The organism is Halopenitus salinus, assembly GCF_055397165.1.
Genome location: NZ_AP043853.1, coordinates 2,358,995 through 2,383,226 on the forward strand (window position 1 = coordinate 2,358,995; position 24,232 = coordinate 2,383,226).

Consider the following 24,232-nt stretch of genomic DNA (forward strand, 5'->3'; position numbering starts at 1 on the left):
TCGTGATTTGGATGGTGAGCTGTATCTACAAGCTCCTGAGAGGGGGTGTTAGACCGGATGTAGATCAGTAGCTCTGTTGAGATCTCCGGTCGATGATCATCTTGGGCTGGTCATTGTCGATACAGGATACACAATCTTCAGCGACGAATCGTTTCGGATGAGAATCTATCTGAAGACAGGAAACCGATGAGGATATATTCTGGGAGGCTACCAATTTATCGAGAAGTGGACCTGTTTTACGTTGGCATAAATCCCTCGCGTGAAATCATCCCAATCGGTGACGTGAAAATGCTGCGTCGTGTACTCATGAGGATCTTCCGGACGATCCCAATCACGTAGGAAAGAACGTAAAGTGCGATAATTCGACAGGGGAACAACTCGACCTATATCTAATTTATTCTGTAAGAATTCTCTTTTTCCATAGAATGGGTTTTTACAGAGGGCACCGTCAACACTAGCCTCTGAATCTGACTCGAATTCCACAGTCCGAGTCGTTCGTTCTACGATGTCTACCGGAATGCGCTCAGGTCGTTGAATTCCATCAGTAGGAATCTCCACGCTTTCTGCTGTGGTGAGGTTCACTTCACTTTGCTCGGCAAATTCAATCAGCGGACGAACGTCGACGGGTTGGCCATCGATCAAGAAATTCACTGTCAAATGTCGGTACCCCGATTGCGACGTAAAAGGTGCCGCGTAGATGAGTAGACTCGATTCGGGATATCCGATATCTAGATCACAAATGAGGACTGCTTGGTCATGGTCATACAATTCTAACTGATAGCCGGAATCCTCCGACTGCGAGTATCTGTCTTCTCGGTTACGGAGATTGGCTACGAAATTCCGATATCCGCTGCCAATCCATGCTCCGTTTGACTGGTTAATCGTGAAATGGCACTCTGGTACAGAAAGACCGAACAGGTTATCTAGAACTGCAAATACATGTTCTGCCCGCTCTTCAGGAATATAGTCAAGCTGTGCCATGACTCGGTGCGGATTATCCGGAAAGTAGTGAGGAGTAAATAAACAAAGTTCTGAGATGTGCCCTTCCGGGCATTCAATAAAATAATTTGAGATACCCTCCTCTGGTTCAGGGAGCCTTAGAAGTCCCTCCTTGTCATTTTCCGAAAGAGTTCCTAATCGTTCTTCGAAGTAGTTCTGAACTTCGTGACCAGAAAGATACCTCACTTCGGTTTGCCGCCGAATCGGAAACAACGGTTCTTCAATTCGATCATGCTCATAACTCAGCAAGTTGTCTGTCCCTTCGACGAGAATTGCCAGTTGAGTCTTTCCCTCAATATCTAGAATGTCCGTGGAAAATTGCGGAATTGGTTCTACATAGTGACTAAGCACATCGGAGATTGATCGAGCAATTTCATCGCTCGATGTAACATTCTGTATTCTATCGGGTCGGCCATGCGAATCTTCGCGGATTCCTAAAACGATGGCACCACCTACAGCGTTAGACATCGCAGCGATCTCCTTCGCAACTTTACGGGGACCGACCTCTTTGGACTTATATTCGAGTCGTTCAGACTCTTGTTCTCCTCTCCGGATTTCCTCTTCTAGATTCATTAGATAAGTAATGCTCTATTTTGGACTTAATCCTATACATCTAGATTAGCCGCCTCTGTTAGAGATCTCGATAGTAAATACATCGAGAACGAGCGTACGCAAACCCTATTGGGCTATTGAGGATTCAGAGAAGTCCTCCCCTTTCCCAAGGAGCAGTTCGGTTCCGGGTTCTCGACTGTGGCGACTTGGTCAGGTGCTGTGGTCGATGTAGTCGGCTTCCCATTCTGCCCGCGCCTGAATCTCTCTAGTACCCCGACGTGTGGTAGTGTACTCATTGGTCCGTCTATCTCGCTGACTTTTTTCGACAAGTCCCTTCTCAACAAGCGTGTCGAGATTCGGATAGAGACGACCATGGTGGATCTCCTTTTCGTAGTAGTTCTCAAGTTCGTCCTTAATTGCGAGCCCGTGTGGATCATCAAGGCCGGCGATTACGTACAGCAAGTCGCGCTGAAAGCCAGTAAGATCATACATGTCTTCATATTTCGTATTCATGTTTTGAAATACTACTGATCTTCGAAATGATACTCATGTATCATATTTGTCGAGCTATTCACTCCGGAATAACTAGGTCATAGAATTCAGCAGAGTTATCCTATTGGCTTTGTTGAAATCCTCTTCTTCAGACATGTTCTTGTCTGAAACGGCTGGTCGCTGAAAGGTGCGAATTAGCTGTTGACATTTCTACCAGCTTAGAGAGATGTTCTGATAGCCGTGCAAGATACAGGGCGCGAGTCTTACACGACAAACTGTTCAAATCGTGGTTGTCAAATTGGTCGATACAGCGTGATGGGTCTCCGTCTCGCACAGATTTACGACGACGTCCTCAATGCTGTCCATACCCTGCTTTTCACTGTCTTGATGGGTATTCTTGGGACATGTCTGATCCGACAGCACCGGTATCGGGTCGTGATTTGTGACAATCGTCGTACTTCTCCTGTCGCTGGTCGAGTGGTGCGGCCGGAACGCGCTCGGATCGTGTGGAACTGGTACGGGAAGGTCAAGTCGTGAGGCTGACGACATGTTCACTCTTCACTGTTTTCGATGATCTCAATGATCTGCTCCGGGTAGAACGCGAAATTAACATTCAGCGGGCCTTCCTCTATCGAATGCGCGGGCGATTGCAGAGTCGATGAGTGAATTCCGAGGAAGTACCGCTGCGGCTGCTTATACACGACGGGCCCGCCATCCATCTGATCGATTATCGACGGTGTTGTGAAGATTGGGCTTCCGCTCATCCCGGAGTGCGTGTTCGCGTCTGTTGCGAACGCGAGATTCCCCATAAATCCGCCGCCGTAATGACTAGAGATCAGGGCACTCCGGATTATCGGCATGTAGTCGTTCGGTTCGATCACTGGGTACCCAACAATCATCGCTTCCTCACCTGCTGTTATCGGTCGTTCATCAGGGAGGAAGTTTGGCGGGCCGATCGGTTGATTGATGTAATCATCCAAGTCGTCGTACAATTCGAGCACTGCCAGGTCGGGTTGCGGTTCAGCGGAGTGTTCCATCCATTGCCGCTCGCCGTCCTTCACTAAGTCTAGTGGGCGGCTGATACGGAGCATCGGTGCGTCTGCGTTGTCTCGCAGGTAAATCCGGGCTTCCTCGGCTACGAATTCTTCTTCGCCGTCATCGTTCTCCTCAACGAAGACGTGCCGGTTCGTGACGAGATAGTCTGTCTTCTCGCCTTCCTGCTCGTATCGGAATAGTGTCCCTGTTGCGTGACCGCCGCCCGGTAGTTTGATCGGTGTGACGCACAGGAATAGCGAGTCTAAAGGGTTGTTCGGCATGCTCATGTTGTGTTCCGGTAGAGTAGGCCGGGTTATTGACGTTGGTGATACATCGAGTAAGACCCGGGAAGGCCCGTTAAACGACCGTCCCTCCTACCCGTAATCGTAACCGGGTTGGCCTGGTCACTGCGCATAAACAGTGAACGGTTGCTTCAACGCATCTGAGGCGAAAGAAAAAAGCTTCCGTCCTGCATGGAATCTCTATATCCGTCACACCGCTGCTGACAGCAAGCAAGTAGCTGACAAAGCCGTTGCTGTATTGAATACCTGCTGCTAACCGAGATATAAAATGTAGACTAGAGGGGTTACAGCGGCCTTACTCGTCGTCGGAGGTGTCGCCGGGCCGTGTGTTGTCGGGGCTGTCTCCGCCCTTGAATGTCTCGTGGGATCCGAATTGTCCGAGGTCGGGGGCTTCACCGTCGCCGGAGGAGCCGCCGTCACCGGAGTTTCCTTCGTCGGTCATACTGTAAAGAGGAATAGTGTACCTACCACTAAAAGGATGACGCCGAGGATAGAGGTGAGAAGGGCTCTATCGACGTCTTTGGACTTGTCTTCTGTTGTTGGCTGCATAGCGTCGATGTCGTCTGCGTGGATCCGTAGTGCGTGGGAGAGGTATTCGTCTTCTTCGTAGTCGTGGTTGGATACGGCGCGGTACATCTCTGTTTCAGGGCCTGTCCTGACGCTTTCTCGTTCCTGAGTTTGGAAAGCGGTGTATGTGGAGTAGCCGAGTACCAAGGCAGCTGCGGTGAGGATCAGGCCGGGGATCAAGGTAAGTTGATTTAGTCCGGATTGAATCGGTACGAGTGCTGCGAAGACTGTAGCAACTAATCCGTTGAATTGGACGATTCGCCAGGATTTCTGAGTGACATCATTGAGAGATTGGAGTTCGTGGTCAAGGACTCGCCGTGCGTCCTCAAGTGCGTGGTGTCGGGCTTCTGTGGAAGAGTCAGTTCCCTCAGATTCTTGCGTCTCTGTCTCTTCTACATTGCTTCGCATACTTTGCGATATAAGCGGTGAAATAAGAGGTTATGGGCGTAGAGTCTTCAATTCCATTGCTCATGCCGGACGAAAAGAACTGACAATGACGAGCTCCTTTGAGCCTGTAACAACATTGTCTTGCTGAATATACGCTCTGTATCTCGCAAGCTACTACTGACATGTCGTGGAGAGGTCGGAGTTCGACATCGGTACGTGGGCCCCCTGTACTGACCGTACCCGGAGCAGAACGTATCACTGGCTCAGAATTCTAATAGAGCCAAAAATCAAAGTAACACTAAATCTGCCTCAGTACCTATGGGCAATGCTGGCGACGGAACAATTGTCACAGTCACGAGCACGGGAGAAGTGACGATTCCCCCAGAGTTCTGTGACAAACTCCATATCAATACACGGGGGCGAGTCCGGTTCGTTGAAAATGAGGAGGGAGAGATTGTAATTCAACCAGTCAAGCGTCCGTCGGAAATTCGCGGCGCACTTGCATATGAGGACGAGGAAGAAGAGAAATCAGCCACGATGGAACTCCGTGACGAGCGAGAGACAAATAAACAGAAGGATGATGAGAAGTAGAGACTGTCGAAGCAAGATGGTGGTCATCTTCGATGTCGAGATATCACGCGCTTTTTCGTTTGACGAGGCGAGAGCACGCTCATCACAACAGCAGCCCCGCCAACCGGTACCCCAAGAAGCGGACGAGACTGATTTTCTAGATCCTCCACGATCGTGTGTGTAGTGGCTCGACGAGTCACTTTACAATATTTTATGTGGATTAATCTCACGTCGACAAGCGCATGACGAACGACGACGTCGAGGACGATTCGAGTGGATTCAAAACAGAGCAAGAAGTGCTCGAAACAGCATCGAGCGGTCCAAGTGTCAGATCAATCCAACTTGGAGAGGGAATCTCGCCGACTCGAATACTTGTAGAAGTGGAGCGAGAAGACGGTTCGAAAAAAGAGTCGACCGCCAGTATCGAACTTATCAATCTCTGTCGACACGACGCGGGAGACGACGTCTATGACCCAGAGTCCAAGGAACTCGATTATAGTGAACTAGGGAGAGACATCCGGATGCGAACCGACGCTTTACTCGGACATCGACTCCCGAGCTCCCTCGTCGGGACGAATCTGCCAGACAAGTCTCCATCCGATCCCTGAGGCGATTTCGCAGAGACCGTGAAGATGAGGATGAGGGGGAGTCTGGCAGCGACCTACTCCGCTGAGAGCGAGATCGTGACTGAGAAGCAGGGAGAGACCTTGCGGTCATGCGCGCTCTCCTAATTGCGATATTGACTGATGTATCCCGAATGCGGCAGTCTACTCTGAAATCTGAAAGTGTTCTATCTCATCTGATCCACACTTGGGACACTCATCTGCGCGCGACATTAGATTCTCGCCGCACTGACGGCACTCCACGACTACCTCTGTCTCGTCACCGGGCATTAGCCGAGTAAGTACTGTGCGGATACTCATGGGTTCCAAGTTTTTGATGGCTGTGAGTTAATGTTACTGGCGATATGTATCCACCGGAAATTCGGTGCGTTTGACCCGTAAAGCCGCCAAAGCCTTACGTTCTCCCCCGGATGAAATTCATTTGGAAGGAACACTGTCACACGCTCCTTCCACCCCTTCCATGAACGCTGACGAATCGTCCCTCGGTCGTTGCCCGAAATGTGGTGAGGACATATCTGAAGCATGGATTCTTGTTGAATACGAAAAGAACGACGGCACCGAGGGCGTGTGGACCGAGTGTCCGGCGTGTGGGGACGTTGTAGCGCCGGAATAGGCAGACAGCAGAGTAAAGTGCTCTTCGTCGCGTATCCGGTGTAAGGTTTACAAATGGAGATTTCAGAGGAACTTCGGTGTCTGTTCTCGGGTAAAGTCGAAGAGCGTGATGGGTCATATGTGGTTGAGATTCCGGAGCAGGAACTCCGCCTTGGCGATCTACAGGCAGAGGAGACGTATCGTGTGGCTGTTCTGCCGGTACCCACGACCAACGAGGCCAACAACACTGACGCTGATCCACAGGTCGATCAAGTGCCACAGACGCCCCCTATCGAAGAAGGCGAGCAACGCACCGTCGAAATCGAAGATATTGGTGATCAAGGCGATGGTATAACCCGTGTTGAGCGCGGTTTCGTCGTTATTGTTCCTGACACCAAACAGAGCGAGCGTGTCACTATCGAGATTACTGATGTGCGCGAGAATGTCGCCTTCGCGGAAGTTGTTGAGCGCGTCAGTTACTACGAGTAGTTCCAAGGGACCCTGCGCGGCGAACCTTGTCCGCCACTAACGACTATTCTGCCGTCGTTTGTAGCGATGGGCAGAAAATTGTTTTTTCAGACTCTTACACGCCCAGTTAGTGTACAGCCCTAATCTCTCCTCGTGCTGGCACATAGCAGTTCGATTTTGTGGACTGAGTTGTTATTGTTATAATTTTGTTGTGTTAACACTAGGGGCGTAGCTTTACCACACCTTCCTAACACTAATAGTAGTACAACACGTAACACTAAACAGACATGGCGAAAACGAAGGTCCAAGTTACCGAATCAGAGGTCACTGATCGAGACGGAAACACCCGCGAGACCAAACAGTACCGGGTCACCATTCCGAAAGACACGGCTGAGTTCTTTAGTCTGTCACAGGGTGATGAACTCGAATGGGAGATGGGTAGTGCAGCAAACAAAATGGAGCTGACGGTCCACCAGTACGATGACGAGTGATGAAGAGACTCTCATAGCCGACGGCTACACCCGACTCTCTCAGGACAGCGACCGGTCTATACCACGGCAAAAAGAGAATATCGAAGCATATGAGGCCGTGATTAACGACCGGGACGACTATCCTCCGGTCGAACTGAACACGATCTATAACGACGGCAGGTGGTCAAGCGGATTCTCAACAGAGGACCGTGGAGAGTGGCAGCGTGTGATGAAACGCATCGAACATGGAGAGACAGACTTGGTATGGGCCGATGGAAAGCGTCGGTTCGCCCGAGATTTTGATGACACTATGGAACTCATCGTGGCCTGCCGTAAGAACGATGTCGAGCTCCACGACATCGGATCCGGGCCAATAGATTTAGACGATCCAATGACTGTTGCTATCGAACTCTTACAAACTGCCTCAGAGCACGAAGCAATGAGGAGATACATCGAGAAGTCGATTGAGGAGACCAAAGAGCGCATTTCGAATGGTTACTACCATGGGCAGCCTCCGGTTGGACTCTGTTTTGATGGTGACAAACAGTATCTTGTTATCGAGGAAGAACACAAAGAGGATATCCGGTTGGTATTGAAACTTGCCGACAACGGCAAATCCACCCGTTGTATCGCTGAGGAAGTGCCGTGGACACATCCGACCGTGGCTAAGATTCTGAAGCGAGAGCAGGCGTACAACCACGCAATTGCGGGGGGACGTCTTGGCCACCAGTTGGAGACTCTTGAGAAACCAGCGTAGGATGTGTGCCGCGCGGTGGACGAGGCTGACAGTAGGTGACTACCTTGCTAATAGCTTGATCACGGATGAAATTAGATAAGAGCGAGATCTACCCATCCACTCTAATATATCATATTCTCCAAACTTACCCTTTTAAATAACTACAAATTTAGCTTGTGTGTGACTGCACACGATAGAAAGCCGTCAGCTACAGACGCCCTTGGTGTTGATACGTACTTCCGCATGTACATTGGGGCACTACGAATAGACGATCGTGCCCGTCGCCTGATTACCTGCTATGTTATTTTACTTGCAGGGCGACTTGGAATGCGATTACAAGAGATACAGCATCTTCGTGAATCTTGGATCGATTGGAAACGCGGAGAGATTTGTATCCCTTCGTTCGACCCCTGTGGATGTAGCCGATGCTGGGTTGGCGCGCTTGACGTATGGGGACGAAAAGGGCTGAAGGAACTACAAGAGAGCGGCGAGTGGGAATCCGGGGTCTCGTGGAAAAATCTGAAAGCCGAACAACGAGAAGATGTAATCAAACGAGCTGAGTTCTGTACTCCCGAAAACCTACAGAAAATCGTCTACACAAGCAAGTGGTCTCCCAAATATGACCGGTCTGCACGCGTCATCGCGTTCGGCTGGTCGTATCGAATCACTGCTTGTCTAGTGACTTTTTTCGATGAGTTTGATTGCCTTGACTGGCAACAGCATTCTATCAACCGGCTGTTGAAAGAGGCCGCCGAAAACGCCGACGGTGTGGACTCGTCAGAGATTTCTGCCCACCCTCTACGGGCGACAGGTGAGACATTCCTCGCAGATGCATCGGTGGATGTGAAGATGCTTCGTGATCTTGCAGGCTGGGAAGATCTACAGACAGCGCGATACTACATAGCAAAAAGCGGCCGTATCAACACTTTAAAATTATATAACGTAATGGGAAAGGGCGACGAAGCGCCACCCGTTGTGCCCGAGGACCCCGAACATCAGTTTCCGGTCATTGGAAACCCATTCCCGTTTCAGAACGAACCGTTCTCCCCGGTCAGTCCTGACGGCGATGCGTATGATGAAGATGTTCGTCGAGACCGCCATCGGGAGCAGCAAAACCAGCCACTTCCGTTACACCACCCACGCGACGTGAACCTACCGTACGATCGCGCTGGCTTCCCCGATAAAGATCAGATTCATTACGACCCGAATGATCACGAACTCCCCGGGCACATCGACCGTGATTCCGATCGTGTCGAAACGAAGGACGGAGTCCCAGTTACCGAAGCGACGACGCTGGTCGATGTCGAAAATCCTCATCGAGTCCCACGATCGCGTGATCCTGAACCTGGTAAGCATCGAGCCGATTGGGTGAACAGTAAACTCGATGAATTCCTCGATCAAGATAGTGATGACAATCCCGCTCTTTCAGTTGTCGGTCTCGGTGGAGCCACCGCTTATGGAACGTTTCGAAGCGCCTCAACAATTCGCACTCGACTTAGTAGAGAGTGGAACAAATATTGGATGACCAATGGTGGGGCAGCACCCAATGCTACGAAGTTTGGGAAGGGTGTTGCCATGTATGTCCTACTGATTGTGTTACCTCTGGCGGTGAACTTCGGATTCATTTTCGAGTTCTGAACCGCGCGCCAGCTGCGTTCGGCCTGTGATTTTTTATGTAATGACCACAGATCGAGTGCTCTGAAGTTCGATAACGACCACACTTCGACTTGATCTGGGCGCACACCGTTGTGTCGAGTGAATCAAATTCTCCTCTAGTACGGTCGTGCTGTCACTCCGAGCCACAGGCTATCAGCAGTTATATTTCTGACCCTATCACGCACTCGTCGTTTTGTTTCAGATTGTCTGTCGATGTTTTTCTACATCTAGCAATTCTAAACTCTGTTGAAATACTATTCTTCAAATATATTCTCACCCGAAATAGCCAGTCGCTGAAGACTGCGCGTCTATCACGCGCTATCAAGACATCGTCACCTTACAGATTCATAAAGTATTACTCTGGCCCCCGGGACGGTCCAATATGGCTGTCTCGACGACATCTCCTCTCTTTCTGCTCTATGTTGGTCTCTTCGTCGTGGCTGCATTGGCCTGTTTTATAAGTCTCACACGCCTTCAACGTATCACAAATGCTGATACGCGACGGGGATTGTGGGCACTCCTCCTGACTAGCGGCGGGTGGGCGACCGCTCACGTCGGATTTCTCGTCTCTCCAACGATATCACTCAAACTCGCGTGGTATACGTTCGGGCTCGTGCTGGGACTCGCAGCTGTCGGCGCATGGCTCTACTTCTGTTCAGCGTATACTGGTCGGACCTACCATCGAAATCCGACATACCGTCGCCTTGCTATCGCCGTCTACATCGTACTTGTCGCGGTGAAGGTCACCAATCCTCTCCACCAAGGATACTTCACGACGACAGCCGTCGCCACCCCGTTCCCTCATCTGTCCGTGTACACAGGGCCGCTACATTGGACTGCAATGGGGCTCTCGTATGCACTCGCCTTTGTCGGCTATTTCATGCTGTTGGAACTGTTCACCGAGATCGATCTCGACACACGAGCGCTCCTCGCTCTCGTTGGAATCACCGGCCTGCCCGTCGTGTTCGATATCATCGGGTACACCACGCCCTACCTCATCGACATTACCTACGAGCCGCTCGGGGTCGCCGTCTTCGCCGTTGGTGTCGCGTTCGTCTATATCGACCAGTTCGATGCCATCCAATTGGCCGGCGAACGGGACGAGCCAATTATTGCACTTGACGCGAGCAACCACATTCGAGACACGAATCGCGCTGCGCAGACCCTCTTCCCTGACCTTGACGGTGCCGAGGGCACCCCTCTGAAGACGACACTTCCACGAGTAGCTGACTGTCTTGACAGCGACGACGCTATTTTGAAACTCCAACAAGAGGACCGCCCCCGGTATTACCATGTTACAGAGACACCGTATGGGACAGCAAAAGCTGGGCTCGGCCGAACCATCCTTCTGACCGACGTGACTGACCGTGAGCGGTATCGTGAGGAATTAGTGCGACAGAACGAACGTCTCGAACAGTTTGCCAGTTTAGTGAGTCACGACCTCCGTAATCCTCTCAACGTGGCCACAGGGCGGTTCGAATTACTCCGCGAGGATGTCGAGGAGGTTGCAGAGAATGAACACGCAGCAGCCATCGAACGGGCGCTAACTCGGATGGAGGACCTAATTAGGCAAATTCTCTCGCTCGCCCGTGATGGCCAACCAGTCGAGCAGTGGGATGCAGTGTTGCTCTCGTCGGTCGCACAGAACAGTTGGGAGATGGTTGAGACAAACGCTGCCGAGTTACGTGTCGAGGACGACCTGACGTTCAAAGCGGACCCGACACGGCTCCAACGACTGTTCGAGAACCTGTTTCGGAATTCAATCGATCACGGCGGCCCGGACGTGACGGTCTCCGTCGGAGTGCTTCCTGACCGGCCGGGATTTTACGTGGCTGATGATGGGCCCGGTATCCCTGAGAGTGACCGTGAGTCCGTGTTCGACCCGGGGTATACGACCCGCGAGGAAGGGACCGGGTTTGGACTCGCTATCGTCGCCGAGACAGTTGCTGCACATGGGTGGAAGATACAGGTGACTGAGAGTGAGACCGGTGGAGTTCGCTTCGAGATCCTCGGCGTTGAAACCGTAGCGTGATTCTGTACTGACAGGCTCTGACTGTTCTGCAAAATGTGTCCGCTGCACTGAGCGATTCGTGAGTCCCCTGTACTGAGCGATCTGTGCTTCATCTGTACTGGCCGGAACTCGGGCAGAACGTGTTCCTCGAAGAGGATTTCAACAGAGCCGGCGCAGACTAAACTCGTTGATGACAAGTGACCGTGACGGAGACGATATCCTCACGTCTCAGATATTCAATACCAGGTGACTACATACTGAGGTGAGAGGTACACACCACAGTGTACACTCGTCGGAAGGGATCCACTCTCCACAATCACGCCGGGTTGAGACACCAGCGCTAGATGGTGTTTGACGAGAAGGTGGGGACCAGTTCAATAATTGGATATTCCGTCGTCTGCGCAGTTTCGATACCATACTAAAGAATAGACTGCCTGAGACGGATTTTATATATCCTCGGCTATACCTATCTGAAAATGGGTAATTCGTCTGACGACACGTACACGCTTGAGCAGGCTAAGGAAGAGATCAACATCCTCCGGCGTGTCGAGGGCGATGTCGTTGAAGCAATCGAGAACGCTGAGAATGAGGAAGTCCTTCTGTATCTCATCGAGGAGCAAGAACTCGACATAGCCCACGATGGGAAACGCGGTCTCGGAAACGTCCGGCAGGCAGTCCTAGAGTCACGTCTCGCATCAGATCGATTGAAGCGTCTCGTCAGTCTTCGCGGTGATGAGACACCTGAAGACATCCTCGTCCCCGAAGATGTCGTGCGAAACGCCAAGGTCGCCCTCGAAGCCGGCAAACCCGTCGTCCTCTACGGACCCACGGGGACCGGGAAGACGACGTTTGCGAAGCAGTTGGCCCGGGAAACAGGTATTGGATACTCACTCCACACCGCGACACCCTCATGGACGCCGTCGGACATCATCGGCGGAATCAGTCCGGACTACACCGGTGAATCGCTCAGCTACCGGACCAAGCTCGGCTGTGTCTCGGAGGGTGTTCAACGAGCTCGCCGGTTCGACGTCGAATACGGAGTCATCCTCGACGAGATCACCAGGGCCGACATCTCGAAGATCTTCGGACCTCTTTACACCGCGATCGAAAACCCGCACCAGACGATTTTCGAGACTGATGAGGGAGAGACCATCGAACTCGACGAGCGGGTGAACATTATCTGTACAATGAACATGTCGGACCGAACCGTGAATGAACTCGATAACGCGATCACCCGCCGATTCGCCATGATCGAGTTGGACGAGTACGAAGAGGACAAGCGACGCCAACTGTTCAAAGACTGGCTCGACACGCACATTTCGGGACAGACCGACATCGACGACGCCGAGTTACTCCGTCTGTTTGAGCGGGACTACGAAGGGATCAACCACGGCAACGAGTCCACGGCACAGGGTTCAATCATGCGATTTGGCCCGATGCACTACCGCGATGTCGCCGTCTTCGTCGGTGTCGCCTGCCGAGAAGGCGGGGAGTACGAGTACGACCAGACCGATTCGGTTGGACAGGCCTTCCGAACCTACATCGTTCCCCGGCTGTTGAACTCCGCAGCGTTCCCGCAGGTGGAACGAATCGCGGAACACTACCGGGCGCTGAATGATGAGTTCGAGGAATTCGACCTCTCCCCGGCTGCTGAACTCGCCGAACGTGAACTTGAACAGGAGCGACGCCAGATGGGTTCCTACGAGTAATGAGTGCCGTCGACGAAGTCTATCAGTACGGGCGGGATACATTCGACGTCCCTGAGCGGGGGGAAATCCGGATAGAGGACTGTCCGTCGTCCATCACTGATCAGCTTCGTCGCGCGTCTTTCACACGAGAGAGTCCCGGCGTGTTCACGAAGCGCCAGAATGCTCTCGACTCCGACCAGCAGTACGACGTTATCACGGTAACCGTGGAAGGCGACGACGGCGACGTCATCCACGTTTCTGCGACCGATATCGTCGGGGCAGTGAGCCTGACCCCGTCGTCGAAGGTCACGATTACCCCGAAGATCGACTGGGGCCCGATATTCGACATGCTCCTGGCGGTATACGATCAGAACCGTTCGATCGACTACCACGGCATTCCGCTTCAGGATTTCCTCTCTGACGATATCGAACTCGAAGACGTGCTCGTCGTGATGGCGATAAACTACTTGGAGGGACTTGAGACGATCCAACGCAACGGGTACATTCGAGACCTAATCTTGCGGCGGACCAACAGCCTCGAAGGACGAGGAGAGATTGATGTCGAACAAACCCTGTTGAATCACGCCCGGGGAACTGTCGAGCCGAATTGGATCCGAAACGAAACAGAGTACGACAACGCCGCCAACTCGCTGCTCCACTACGCAGGGAAGACGCTGCTCCGACTGTTCCGACAGAATGCCTCGGAGTACGACCATCCCGGCTACGATCGCATCTTCTCGGAAGTTCATCGAGAGGTCGAACGCTTGGAGGGCATGGGTGTTGACAGCGGACTGGGCCGCATCGACGAGTATCGACGCATCACACTCGGTGACCTTCCGAAACAACGCCAGTACTACCGGAAGGCGTTCGACGTCGCAAAGGCGGTATTGTCGTCGTCGCTCGGCCAGCAGCTCAAGGACGGGCCCCGAGAGTTGGTCGTGGACTACGTCTTGAACATGGAGTCGCTGTTCGAGCAGTACTCCCAGGTGGTGATCGAACGCGAACTCGCCTATATCAAGTCCTACGACCATTTCGATTCGGTCGCCAACGTCAAACCCTCGTCGTCGCCGTCGGTCAATCCCTTCGAGGGCGAGAACCAAATCTACCACGCGCCCGACCACGCCCTCCAAGAGGGGAAAGAGACCATCGCTGTCCTCGACTCGAAATACTACGCAGAAGGGCACGACCCGGTCAAGGAGTCTCCATCACGATCGCGGTTGTTCAGCTACGCGTATCTCCTCCACGCCGACAGACTCGCCTTCCTCTGCCCGTTGCTCGAACCACGACGACGTCGAGTCACACAGACCGGCGCAGAGTTGGAAATAATCTCCCCGACAGGCGACTTCTCACTAGACAAGTACGACGAAGTCGTACACGAGTATCTCCATAGCGTTCTCGCAGATATCCATCCGGAACTTGAACCGTTCTACGCAATCGCGGAGAACAAGCTTTGCTTGGACGGTGTGAAGGAGAGCGACCTCAGTAGGGCTACCGACATGAATGGCCCCTTCACATTCCAAGACCTCCGAGACTTCTCACTTCGGGTGGTAAAAGCGGCCGCCGACGAGCACTCGTACAACGTTCGGAACCGCTACGACTTAGAGCATGACGGGGATTGGACGCGAGACCAGATCGAAACTCGCTGTGAGCGACGTAACGAGTACACGTGGACCTGTCTCCCCGTCTTCTATGAGGAAGACCATCAAGATTGGATCGACCTATACTTCCTCAAGAGGGATACAGGGGAAGTCGAGAAGGAAGGGCCGTTGAAGCTTCTGTGAGTGGACCTCAGAAAGGCGTAACGAGCCAGTCTCCATCTCCTTCTCGTTCGATTTGTGCCCCAAACACATCCTGTAAGGAGTGGAGCTGGTCATCGTAGCGAAGGTCGTACGTCTTTCCCTGGCGATGGAACGACCCCTCAACGACGAACTGAACCGTCGGATTCTGGTACTCTAAATCGTTCGCTCGTCGATCCATTGCACTATTGAGCTCAGTACGGAGTTCGTTGTCCGAGAGGGCGTCTTCGAGGCCGATTACGGAGACTTCATCCGGGACATCGTCTTTCTGAAGGCGTTCGATGAACTCCTCGATCGGCATTCGGTGATCGAAGGTGTCGTGCGTGCCCTCGATGACGAGATTGTAGCGTCCGGGAATCTGTCCGGGTCCTGCCATTAGTTGATTCACAGTTTCACAGGATAAAAAACGGGTTGCTGTCGCTTGGCCATACAGAGACTCCCAATCGAAAAGGCTCACACAACGGTATAGATCATCTCTGGTCGAAGGAATAGCAATCCACCAATTCCCATAATCATGAGCGATTTTAGGTCTGTGTATCGAAAATTGTCTACCGAGGCATTGAACGCGATCATGCCGAAAATCAAAATGAGACCAATTCGTTGACCGGCGATAAAGCTTTGAGTGAGAGCTGAAACTTCTGCTCCAATCACACCTTCGCCGTACTTGATGAACAGACCAAGAAAGAACGTGGCAAGGAAGAATGGGAGTGCTTCGATCTTGCCCGCAAACTGATCTCCGGACCATGCTGTCTTGGTATAGCGATCTCCACTTTCGAAGATTATGCCGCTAATCGAGGCAGCTATGAGACCGTAGATGAACGCTTCCATCAGATTTGCCGATAGTTGTTCGACCATCTCATCAAAGGACACACGAGGGAGCCATAAGATTGGGTACCTGATTGCTGGGAAGGAATACAAAAACTACCCCGTGAGTACACAAAAACACCTGATTTCTACCTCTCTGAAGGAGAGATACATGTTCTTCATACTCATCTCTTCGAAGACACGGTATAATCGGCTAACCTCTGGGTTGAACAGAATTGTACGAGGGGATTTTCCATGACTTCAATTCCACAACACTACCAATCGCCGTTAGAATTCGGAGAGCCCTCGTTGAGACTCCGTGCTGGTGAGGTCTTCGTCAATGAATTCCTGCGACTCAACCTTTGAAATGCCCTTCACCGAGACCTCGGCCGAACCAATTTTATTCAGCCGTACGTTCAGCGCATTCCGAGTTGTCTCAGAGAGCATCAGTTCTTCTCGGTCTTCTACATCAAGAACACGAAGTTGGTAGTCCAATGAACGAGACTCAAGCTCGGAGTGACATGATTGGCATAACGAAACGAGGTTTACCGGAAGGTGAGCATCGAATCGGTCAGGGATGCGCGAATCTGGGATGAGGTGATGTACGCTCAACCGCTCATCACCTTCTGTCGTCTCGCACCACCGACATCTACCAGCGTCCCTGTTTCGGACTGAGAGTGCGATCTGTTCGAACCGTTGCTTTCGGTCTTGGTGCGTGCTATCGGACATATCTCTTGTTTCAATCGAGGTTGTCTGGGTTTATTTCTGTGATGCCCAGCATCAGTGTGTGAGTTATCATCGACTGGGAAATTAACCTGCTCCTCGCTTCAGTAGCTCGTGATGTCTCGGTCGCCGAGTACGCGCGTATAGGTGTCGTCACCAGTCACGTCCGCGAGCCGTCCGGCGAGCTCGCGGAGATCGTCATCGACACCCCACTTGTCAACGTAGTTTTGGACGGCCTGTCCCTTCTCGTACCGGTACCGGAGGAATTGGAGCTTGTCGAGATTTGAGAGATGTTCATCGCCGTTGCCGTTGGTCCGCTCTTCGATATACGCCCGACGCTTTTCATTGTCCCACGTCCCAAGTTCGAAGCCGTCGTCGGTGTTGTACAGACACATCTCTTTGAGGTCCTCTGGCGTGGCATTGGTGCCACGACAGAGCTTATTGATGTCGTCGAACGATGGATCGGGACTATCGAGCAGATCAATAAACACATCTTCGACGCCGATGTCGCTGGCCTCCTGAATGATGCCGTAGATCTCTTGCACGACCTCCTTTGCGGACATTATCTCACCGTCGCGCTGTACCTTACCGTGATGCTTGGAGTACTCACGGAAACACGCGCCCATCTCCATCACTCCAATGTCACCACGGGAGAGCTCACGGTTCTCTTCGAGTTGCTTGCGTGTGCGGCGGGCCGTGCGGTAGATGTCTCGGCGGAGAGATTTCCAAGAAGCCGATGTTCGCTCAGTTGTTGGCCTAGCAACTACGATAATATCAAACGAGACTGCTTCTCCTTGAATGAATTTCTCAATATCTGCGGATACCGGATGAGTTGCTGTAACTTCAAATCCGACCTCACAGAGTGCTTCAAGCAATTCACCCCATGACTCGGAGTCGCTATGGTGGTAAGTGAACGCAAGTGCGCCATCGTCTTTTAGAGCAGTATGAATGCTCTCGAATCCTTCTTTAAGTTCGGATTCAAATATTTTGACATCCTTATTTTCGGCTGGGTTCGAGACAATACTCTTGGCTCGTGGAGTCGCTGTTGGGTTGAACCATTCAAATTCTTTTTTCAGGAGCTGTCGTTGCCATACATAGAAATAGTCCGAGAGCTCAGAGTAGAGAATATTATCGTAGTAGGGGGGATCTGTAAGTACCAAATCAAATTCGTTTTCGTACTCCAAATCTCGGAGATCGTTACAAGTCACCGATGATTCTTCACCAATAGGTTGTGAGAATGGTGGTGTTTCGTGTGTATCTCCATCAGAGATATACCGCTCTGTGGGCTCGTTCGCATATTCTACACCTTTCTTGACCATCTCCCACATAGCACTAAATGTACCGGTGCCGTATTCAGATCCCCAGACATTATTCTCAAGAGGGGTGATTGGCGGATCAAAAGAATTCGTCTTGAAAATGTTGGTGGCCTTATTATATGCTGGGTTATACCCAATCATCATTGAGTTATAGTTGAGTGATTCAGAGAAGCACAGTAGAAGGAACTCTCGGAGATTATCATCCTCCAATTTATCGATGCTCTGAAGTAATTTCGAGAGAGCCAGAAGCTGTCTGTCATTATACATGTCGGCCCACTCTTCATATCCATATTGGAGAATATCATGGGCCCCGGGAGCAGAGCCTTCAAATTGAGTTGATGCAGTATACCATCCCGGGCGAATATCTACAGACGGGACGTAGTTGCGTAGTTCTTTACTCTGCTTCCACTCTTCCTTTGCTTTCTCAAATAGTTCCTCGTCTGCTTCTTGTGGGCGTTTATAACCCTTATACGCCGCTCTGTTTTTACCGGAGTCGTCGCAGCACTCACAGTAGTATTCAATTGCGTAAAGCCGGAGATCGTATCCGTCCTGTTCCTGTATCGCATCTTTAATCCCATACTTCTGCCCGCAATCCGGACAATTGTACTTTCCACCGCGTGAGACATTCCCTTCTTTCGGGACGAAATCATGACCACAATCGTTACATACACTCTCCGACTGCCAGTCATCCACGAGGGTGACCGATCCACAGTCCGGACAGAGAACGTTGTACTTGTCATCGTTCTCATAGCGGCCTGCTGCGATCCGATAGTCCTTGAACAACGGAACGGTGTGTCCGCAGGAGACGCAGTCCAATTCTTTTACCCAGAAGTTGTACATCACGTCGGCATCATGGTCACTGTTCGGACAGGGCGTTTTGTAGTACTGCGTAATTTCGTCGGCTACATCTTCCTTCACCTGCTCAAAGGCTCCTTCCAACTCTTCGACGTCGGTCTGGCCGGCTTCGAGTTGTTTCTTTGTGACGAACCAAGCAACGGGATTCAAGTCGTTACCGACGACCTCTGCGCCGAATCGAGACGCTTCGACGAGCGATGTGCCGCCGCCCATGAATGGATCGAGGATTTTCTTGTCTTCGATGCGGACATCCTTCGGGTAGAGCTCCCAGAGGCTCTCTGGGTCCGTCATATCCACGCGTTCGAGGAGTGAGGCGACGTCGAGGTCGGACTCGCTGTCGGCGTCGTCACCGTAACCAGCGAGTGTGCCACCTTCGTGACCCGGCTCATACACCGAGACCTTTTCCGGATCATCGAGCAGGGTGTAGAGAGAGACAGCACGGAAAACACAGCCCAGCCGCCGTGCCCACCACTTGTGCATCGTGTAGATAGGTCGGTAGTACATCTTTGCACGCCCCTCTTTCTCGGCAATCTCATTCACGCGCTCGATCGGGAATCCTCGTTCAATAGGGAGCTCTTTCCGATCTCGGTCCTCTAAGCCTTCAGACATAGTAGTTAAATACCAAACGAATCCCCGCCGGTATATCTGTTTGGGAACTCTCCACGACAATATAATTATACCACCTCTACAAACAAATATTATTCAATGGATGTCTCAAGCCCCTTTGTGAATAGGACAACGGAAATGAATCGCCTGCAGAGTGGGCTTGGTCCTGAATCAAATGCCCAGATGTATACGGTTTCAGGACCTAGCGGTTTCGGTAAATCGGCACTGCTTGATGAATTTGCATCTACCTGCGAATCAGAAAATATTCCGGTCATTCGTTACGAGATCGGGAACCCAGACACAGTACAAGTCTTTCTCCAACGATTATTAGAGGAATGGGAAGCGGAATTCCCGAATTCGGTTAGAGAAAAAATAAAGTCAGAAGTATCACCATCAACGATAAAATCAATATCTAGCGCTAGCTCAATACTAGATCCATCCGGAGGTGTGGGTAGTGCTGTACTCGGGACAACATTAGCCAAACTATTCAACACTGATGATGATATAACAGAAACAATTGATCCAATTCATTTTGTACTCGATGTCATCAGAAAGGAATCCGAAAATCACGACCAAATTGTTTTAATAATAGATCAATATGACGTAGGAGGTCTTAATGAGAATAGAAAAAAGAAATTTAATTCTGCTTTTCAGGAAATATCTCGTGATCTACCGGATAATGTTACATGGTATATTGGTTCTTCCCGCCATATTCCAAACGAACCTGAGAATATATTACGGGTGGGGCTGAGTGAGTTAGATGATCACGCTACAGAAGAGTTAGTTCAAAAGCACGGTTTTTCAGTTGAGGACGATGTGATCGGTGAAGTATACAACCGTACTCGTGGCCATCCATTTATCCTCAATAAACTATTAACATTGGCTGATAATACCGGACTAAAGAATATACTGAATGATAGTCCGTTAAACAGACCAGAGCTAATAAATTACCTAGAAGATAGTCTTCTTAATGAATTGACGGTTGAGGAAGAGCAACTTCTTAGAGATTCATGTGTCCTTCGAGAACTGAGACCTCATATATTAAGCGAAATGACGGATCGATCTCAGGCAAAAGTTCGACAGTTACTGGCAGGTCTCCACCAACGTGCAATTGTAAAACGTCGAGAAGAAGCCGGTGAATGGGTTTATCGCTGTCATGATCTACAGCGGGATTATATACTTGATAACGAATCCTCTCGTGAAAAGCGAAAAAATCGTATGAACGCAGCCCGAGCATTTCTAATCCATGGGGGAGAATTTTGGAATAACACCCAAATGTCTGAATCAGGTAGAGAAACACAAGATTATACACTGTATCTGGGACACATGATGAATTTTGATTTTCAGCTTGAGAAGATTACTGATACTCACGATATTGGCTTCTGTATTGATCAAATATTATCTAATGTAAATAGTATTGAAAAAGAACAAGCGATTAATGCGATAGAACACTATTATTCTACTAATTTAAGTTATGAAAGTAATCTCGACACAGATGCTATTTTGGGTGTGATTCTCTGACAATTTTGTCATTCAAAAGTAATTCTACCAAGTCTAATTCATCGTATTATATCAATACTTTAGAAATATCTGCCGGCTTTTTCTAGATTTAAGTGAAATTCTAAATCTGTTATGTGAGTATACAGTCTTACTTTTGGAAGCTGATTTCGACCTTTAGACTTGACGCCTCGTCAGGCATTAGTTCGAACAAGTCCTGTATCTTCGTGTAGTCCTGCTCGGAGCGGAGCGTCAGGCTCACTTGCGAGCGCTCGATGTCGGCAGTTCCCTGAAGCGCGCCAGGCACACCCTCTCGATCCGGTAGCATGAACGTGACATCACCGTACTCGACGGTCCCTGTCTGATGCTCACGTCGCCACTTCTTGCGCATGGCTGCGACGTCGTCGCCGTTGTACTCGAACCGCCACGTCTCTGAGCCGACATCAGGGATCCGAAATGGATACCCCGGCACCCAGTCGGATGCCTTCTCGGAGCCCGTCGGCCCGACGACGTACACCGGATCCTCTTCGCGGCCGAGGTTCTGCAGTAAGAACGTCTGTACCATGTCTTCGGTGACGGTGCTATCGAAGCGATCAGCGACCTTGCTCAAGGTGAACTGATCGCCAGTATCGAGCTCGTCTAGGTGGTCGATAATCTGACCCCCAATACGGTCAGAGACTGTCGGAACGATCTTCACCGTCATGGGGTTACGGTCGCCGAGAGAGTCCAAGTACCGCCCGCCCGCTTCTAGCACGTATTCGTCGATGAGGAACTCGTTCACTGCCTCGCGGGCTGCTGTCTCGGTCTCATCCGGTGGGAGGAACACCGATTCGTCCGCACGAATCTCGCCGATGATCGTTTCGAGGTTCGCATACCCCTCGGTCTCGATTGCTTCCTCGATACGCTCAGCGAGGTACGATCCGCCCACAGTCGTCGCGCTCCCGATATCGCGGAGCGTCGCATCAGACTGCGGCTTGTCGAGAATTTCGTTGCCCCGAACAACCACATACTGGTCCTCGCTGTTCAGCCGTCCGATGGCACGCAACACGACGTCGTGGCTGTCGCCGTCGAGCCAGACCTCGCCATCCTCGACCATCTCTAACTCGAAGTCGCCGATGTCGAGCGCCGTCGTCCCGCTACCGAACCGCTTGCGGAGTTCCTGTTCGACGTCGTTCACTCCCCACACGTCCACGTCCTCCTTCCGGACTAGGACGGTGTCGAGCGAGCTTCCCGAGAGGTCGTCGCGGAACCCATCGGAGTCACGAGCCAGTACCGGTTTCCCATCGAGTGCGTCCACGGTAGCGTTCAACACGTCGTTCGCGCTTCCGGGGATCGGGAGTTCCGGGTCACGGAGGAACTGCTCGTACACGTCCTCAATCGAAATCTCGCCGCGCCGCTCCATCAGGTCGGACACGATGGGCCATACGTCAGACTGCAGGTCGAAGGGGTCAGCCGCTGCGGAGTCCGCGATGTTCGAGGCGTCGAGCTCCGGGCCATCGGATACGTAGACATCGAGGTCCATCGGGGCCACGAGATCAAACTCTTGGAGCAGGTTGTCGCCGTCTAGAACCTCTCCATAGAGCAACTGCAACTCTTCACGGAGCTCGCTTACCTCCTGGTCCTTCATCGACTGAATAGACTCGCGGATCTCGTCGTCGAGAGATTCGTCGGCGAGGACTTGACGAGCACCTTCGATGTACCGTGCCTTGTCGATGTACCGGGTTCCGGATTCGATCGCCTTGTCCCCGGACGGCTGTACGAACACGAGTGTATTCCGCCACTCACGTCCGCGACTGTCGTTCGTGATGACGCGCTCGACCTCCTCTTGTGTCCACTGGTCGTCTTTCACGACGACCTTGATGTCACGGTCGTCCGGGACGTCACGGATGTCGTCAGTTCGGAAGCCAACGGGAGACGCGTTTGAACCGAAGATGTCGGTGATGAAGTCCGCGATTTCAGCTTTTGCTGAGCGCTCGGAGACATCGACAGCTGCGTTTCGAATGAGTGCGTTGGGGTTCTGGCGGTCCCGGATAGCGTACTTCCCGTTCAGCTTGTGGAGGTGCCAAGCGACGCCGTGTAGTCGTTCGAGGTTGAGCACGACGTCAGAGACGAGGTCGCCCGTCTGGTACGCGCCCATCACGATCTCCGAGACCTCAGCGCCCTCTCCCTCACTCGGCTTTAGTGAGTAGAGGAGGATGGTGTTGAGGATACGACGACCGTGGGGGATGTCGTCCTCATCTACTCGGTTCTTGATATCGCCAGTCGCGGCGTTCAGTCGTTCGTAATTGATCTTGGCGATTTCATCTTCGAACTCAATCCCATCGATATCCCCGTGCGTTATCAGGTCCGTTTGGTTCTCCATTTCGAGGAGAACCTTCGAGAAGAGGTAGATCATCCCGCGCGTGTTCTGGTTCCCTTCGTCGGCGTAGTACCGCGTCTCAAGTGCGTCGAGGAGAACGGGATGGAAGGGGTATAGATCGTGCATCTCCGAGAGGAGACCGTCGGGGACAGTGACATGGTCCGACTGGTCATAGGCGTCGAAGTACCCGTTCACGATCTCACGGGCGGCTGATTCGTCGGTGTCCTCAATCAGCCGGTGGTGGAGAACCTCGCGCTTGTCCACCTGGTTGTTCATGTTGACCTCGACCGCCTGTTCCCGGTTCAGAATATCGTGGACCTCGGAGTCCTCACGGAGGACAGAGACGATCGTGTAGAGCTCCAAATCGGACAGCGCTGTCGATTCAAGCAGAGATTGGAGGAAGGCCTTGTTCGCGCTCTTGCGGTCTCCTTGGAGCGTATCGAACCAGTCCTCAAGCTCGTCGACGAAGAACGCGACGGTGTCGTCGCCGACGGCATCCTGAATCGTCTGCATATCCGGGTAGCCACCGGACTCGTACGTCCCGGGTTCGTAGTCGAGCGCTTCGAAGAACGGTTCCCAGAGGTACTCGTACTGCTCGTTTTGCATGGAAACCGTGATCGGAACTGCTGTGTCTGGGAGTGCCGATTCGAACCCATCTATTTCTTCGGTTGCCCACGACCCCGCAGCGAGCGGATCGTCGAAACAGTGGTACAACGCCACCATCTGGTGGGATTTCCCACTCCCGTAGGGACCATAGAGAATGTGCGTACCACGAGGATCTTCGCCCGTGAGAGAGTCGCGGAGTATCGATAGAGCTTCTCGAAGACCCTGGGTCATCAACGTGCGATCGAAGAAGAGTTCGGCATCTGACTCGAACTCATTAGCGTTATCCACGTTGTAGAGTTTTACCTGCCCGTCTATCTGCCCGTCCTCTCGAAGCTCGCGGCTAAGCGTAACCGTGTCTTCGAGAGTCTTGGGCAGGGAACCTACTTCCGACATGCGTTGATATATACATAGCCCACTACAAAACAGATAAGCACTATGGTGAGTCGATACCGTTTCTGCTAGATGAAAATTGGGTGCGATCGGGATATCATCTTTCGAATTCGGACAGGTGATCGCTCCCTAT

The 24,232-nt window shown here is 51.8% G+C and carries 21 protein-coding genes; 11 read left to right on the forward strand and 10 right to left on the reverse strand.

Features of this window, described 5'->3' with window-relative positions; genetic code table 11:
- Window positions 1-207: 207 nt before the first annotated feature.
- The 5 genes from ACZ5YD_RS13600 to ACZ5YD_RS13620 all read right to left on the reverse strand — a co-directional run bounded on the left by ACZ5YD_RS13600 (window position 208) and on the right by ACZ5YD_RS13620 (window position 4,355).
- Window positions 208-1,572 (reverse strand): AlbA family DNA-binding domain-containing protein, encoded by a 1,365-nt coding sequence (locus tag ACZ5YD_RS13600; protein ID WP_379741199.1) that lies wholly within the window; start codon window positions 1,570-1,572, stop codon window positions 208-210.
- Between the two features lie 189 nt (window positions 1,573-1,761).
- A complete protein-coding gene (locus tag ACZ5YD_RS13605; protein ID WP_379741196.1) occupies window positions 1,762-2,043 on the reverse strand; it encodes a helix-turn-helix transcriptional regulator in 282 nt (93 codons plus the stop codon).
- Window positions 2,044-2,594: 551 nt separating this feature from the next.
- The gene (locus tag ACZ5YD_RS13610) at window positions 2,595-3,365 is read right to left on the reverse strand and encodes a S1 family peptidase (protein ID WP_379741193.1); all 771 of its coding nucleotides are present in this window, start codon (window positions 3,363-3,365) and stop codon (window positions 2,595-2,597) included.
- Window positions 3,366-3,675: 310 nt separating this feature from the next.
- Complete coding sequence (locus ACZ5YD_RS13615; RefSeq protein WP_006629034.1) at window positions 3,676-3,822, reverse strand: hypothetical protein; 147 nt, start codon at window positions 3,820-3,822, stop codon at window positions 3,676-3,678.
- The gene (locus ACZ5YD_RS13620; RefSeq protein ID WP_379741190.1) at window positions 3,819-4,355 is read right to left on the reverse strand and encodes a hypothetical protein; all 537 of its coding nucleotides are present in this window, start codon (window positions 4,353-4,355) and stop codon (window positions 3,819-3,821) included. The genes ACZ5YD_RS13615 and ACZ5YD_RS13620 overlap by 4 nt, the downstream gene beginning before the upstream one ends.
- Window positions 4,356-4,652: 297 nt before the next feature.
- Here ACZ5YD_RS13620 and ACZ5YD_RS13625 point away from each other — a divergent pair, with 297 nt between their 5' ends.
- The 10 genes from ACZ5YD_RS13625 (at window position 4,653) to ACZ5YD_RS13670 (ending at window position 14,928) form a co-directional block, all read left to right on the forward strand.
- On the forward strand, window positions 4,653-4,925 hold the full coding sequence (locus tag ACZ5YD_RS13625; RefSeq protein ID WP_379741187.1) for an AbrB/MazE/SpoVT family DNA-binding domain-containing protein: 273 nt from the start codon (window positions 4,653-4,655) through the stop codon (window positions 4,923-4,925).
- A 221-nt stretch (window positions 4,926-5,146) separates the two neighbouring features.
- Window positions 5,147-5,512: a hypothetical protein gene (locus ACZ5YD_RS13630; protein WP_379741184.1), complete on the forward strand. Its 366-nt coding sequence runs from the start codon at window positions 5,147-5,149 to the stop codon at window positions 5,510-5,512.
- Window positions 5,513-5,987: 475 nt separating this feature from the next.
- Complete coding sequence (locus tag ACZ5YD_RS13635) at window positions 5,988-6,140, forward strand: DUF7837 family putative zinc-binding protein (protein WP_464384452.1); 153 nt, start codon at window positions 5,988-5,990, stop codon at window positions 6,138-6,140.
- 53 nt (window positions 6,141-6,193) lie between these two features.
- Window positions 6,194-6,607, forward strand: coding sequence for a TRAM domain-containing protein (locus ACZ5YD_RS13640; RefSeq protein WP_379741181.1), 414 nt, complete (start codon window positions 6,194-6,196; stop codon window positions 6,605-6,607).
- A gap of 266 nt (window positions 6,608-6,873) precedes the next feature.
- On the forward strand, window positions 6,874-7,077 hold the full coding sequence (locus ACZ5YD_RS13645) for an AbrB/MazE/SpoVT family DNA-binding domain-containing protein (RefSeq protein ID WP_379741178.1): 204 nt from the start codon (window positions 6,874-6,876) through the stop codon (window positions 7,075-7,077).
- Entirely contained in the window at window positions 7,067-7,813 is a 747-nt protein-coding gene (locus tag ACZ5YD_RS13650) for a recombinase family protein (RefSeq protein ID WP_379741175.1), read from the forward strand. Before ACZ5YD_RS13645 ends, ACZ5YD_RS13650 begins: the two co-directional genes overlap by 11 nt.
- Before the next feature lie 159 nt (window positions 7,814-7,972).
- On the forward strand, window positions 7,973-9,430 hold the full coding sequence (locus ACZ5YD_RS13655; protein ID WP_379741172.1) for a site-specific integrase: 1,458 nt from the start codon (window positions 7,973-7,975) through the stop codon (window positions 9,428-9,430).
- 400 nt (window positions 9,431-9,830) lie between these two features.
- Complete coding sequence (locus ACZ5YD_RS13660; protein WP_379741169.1) at window positions 9,831-11,480, forward strand: sensor histidine kinase; 1,650 nt, start codon at window positions 9,831-9,833, stop codon at window positions 11,478-11,480.
- Between the two features lie 455 nt (window positions 11,481-11,935).
- A complete protein-coding gene (locus tag ACZ5YD_RS13665) occupies window positions 11,936-13,168 on the forward strand; it encodes an AAA family ATPase (RefSeq protein WP_379741166.1) in 1,233 nt (410 codons plus the stop codon).
- Window positions 13,168-14,928, forward strand: coding sequence for a 5-methylcytosine restriction system specificity protein McrC (locus ACZ5YD_RS13670; RefSeq protein ID WP_379741163.1), 1,761 nt, complete (start codon window positions 13,168-13,170; stop codon window positions 14,926-14,928). The genes ACZ5YD_RS13665 and ACZ5YD_RS13670 overlap by 1 nt, the downstream gene beginning before the upstream one ends.
- 7 nt (window positions 14,929-14,935) lie before the next feature.
- Here ACZ5YD_RS13670 and ACZ5YD_RS13675 read toward each other — a convergent pair whose 3' ends face one another.
- From ACZ5YD_RS13675 to ACZ5YD_RS13690, 4 genes are all read right to left on the reverse strand, one after another.
- A complete protein-coding gene (locus ACZ5YD_RS13675; RefSeq protein WP_379741161.1) occupies window positions 14,936-15,319 on the reverse strand; it encodes a hypothetical protein in 384 nt (127 codons plus the stop codon).
- 77 nt (window positions 15,320-15,396) lie between these two features.
- A complete protein-coding gene (locus ACZ5YD_RS13680) occupies window positions 15,397-15,798 on the reverse strand; it encodes a hypothetical protein (protein WP_379741158.1) in 402 nt (133 codons plus the stop codon).
- A 237-nt stretch (window positions 15,799-16,035) separates the two neighbouring features.
- The gene (locus tag ACZ5YD_RS13685; RefSeq protein WP_379741156.1) at window positions 16,036-16,476 is read right to left on the reverse strand and encodes an HNH endonuclease; all 441 of its coding nucleotides are present in this window, start codon (window positions 16,474-16,476) and stop codon (window positions 16,036-16,038) included.
- Window positions 16,477-16,574: 98 nt separating this feature from the next.
- A complete protein-coding gene (locus ACZ5YD_RS13690; protein WP_379741153.1) occupies window positions 16,575-19,250 on the reverse strand; it encodes a DUF1156 domain-containing protein in 2,676 nt (891 codons plus the stop codon).
- A 96-nt stretch (window positions 19,251-19,346) separates the two neighbouring features.
- Between ACZ5YD_RS13690 and ACZ5YD_RS13695 the strand changes: the two genes are divergently transcribed.
- A complete protein-coding gene (locus tag ACZ5YD_RS13695; RefSeq protein ID WP_379741151.1) occupies window positions 19,347-20,768 on the forward strand; it encodes a winged helix-turn-helix domain-containing protein in 1,422 nt (473 codons plus the stop codon).
- A gap of 127 nt (window positions 20,769-20,895) precedes the next feature.
- On the opposite strand, the gene ACZ5YD_RS13700 is transcribed toward ACZ5YD_RS13695, so the two are convergent.
- Window positions 20,896-24,102: a DUF499 domain-containing protein gene (locus tag ACZ5YD_RS13700; RefSeq protein ID WP_379741148.1), complete on the reverse strand. Its 3,207-nt coding sequence runs from the start codon at window positions 24,100-24,102 to the stop codon at window positions 20,896-20,898.
- Window positions 24,103-24,232: the final 130 nt, after the last annotated feature.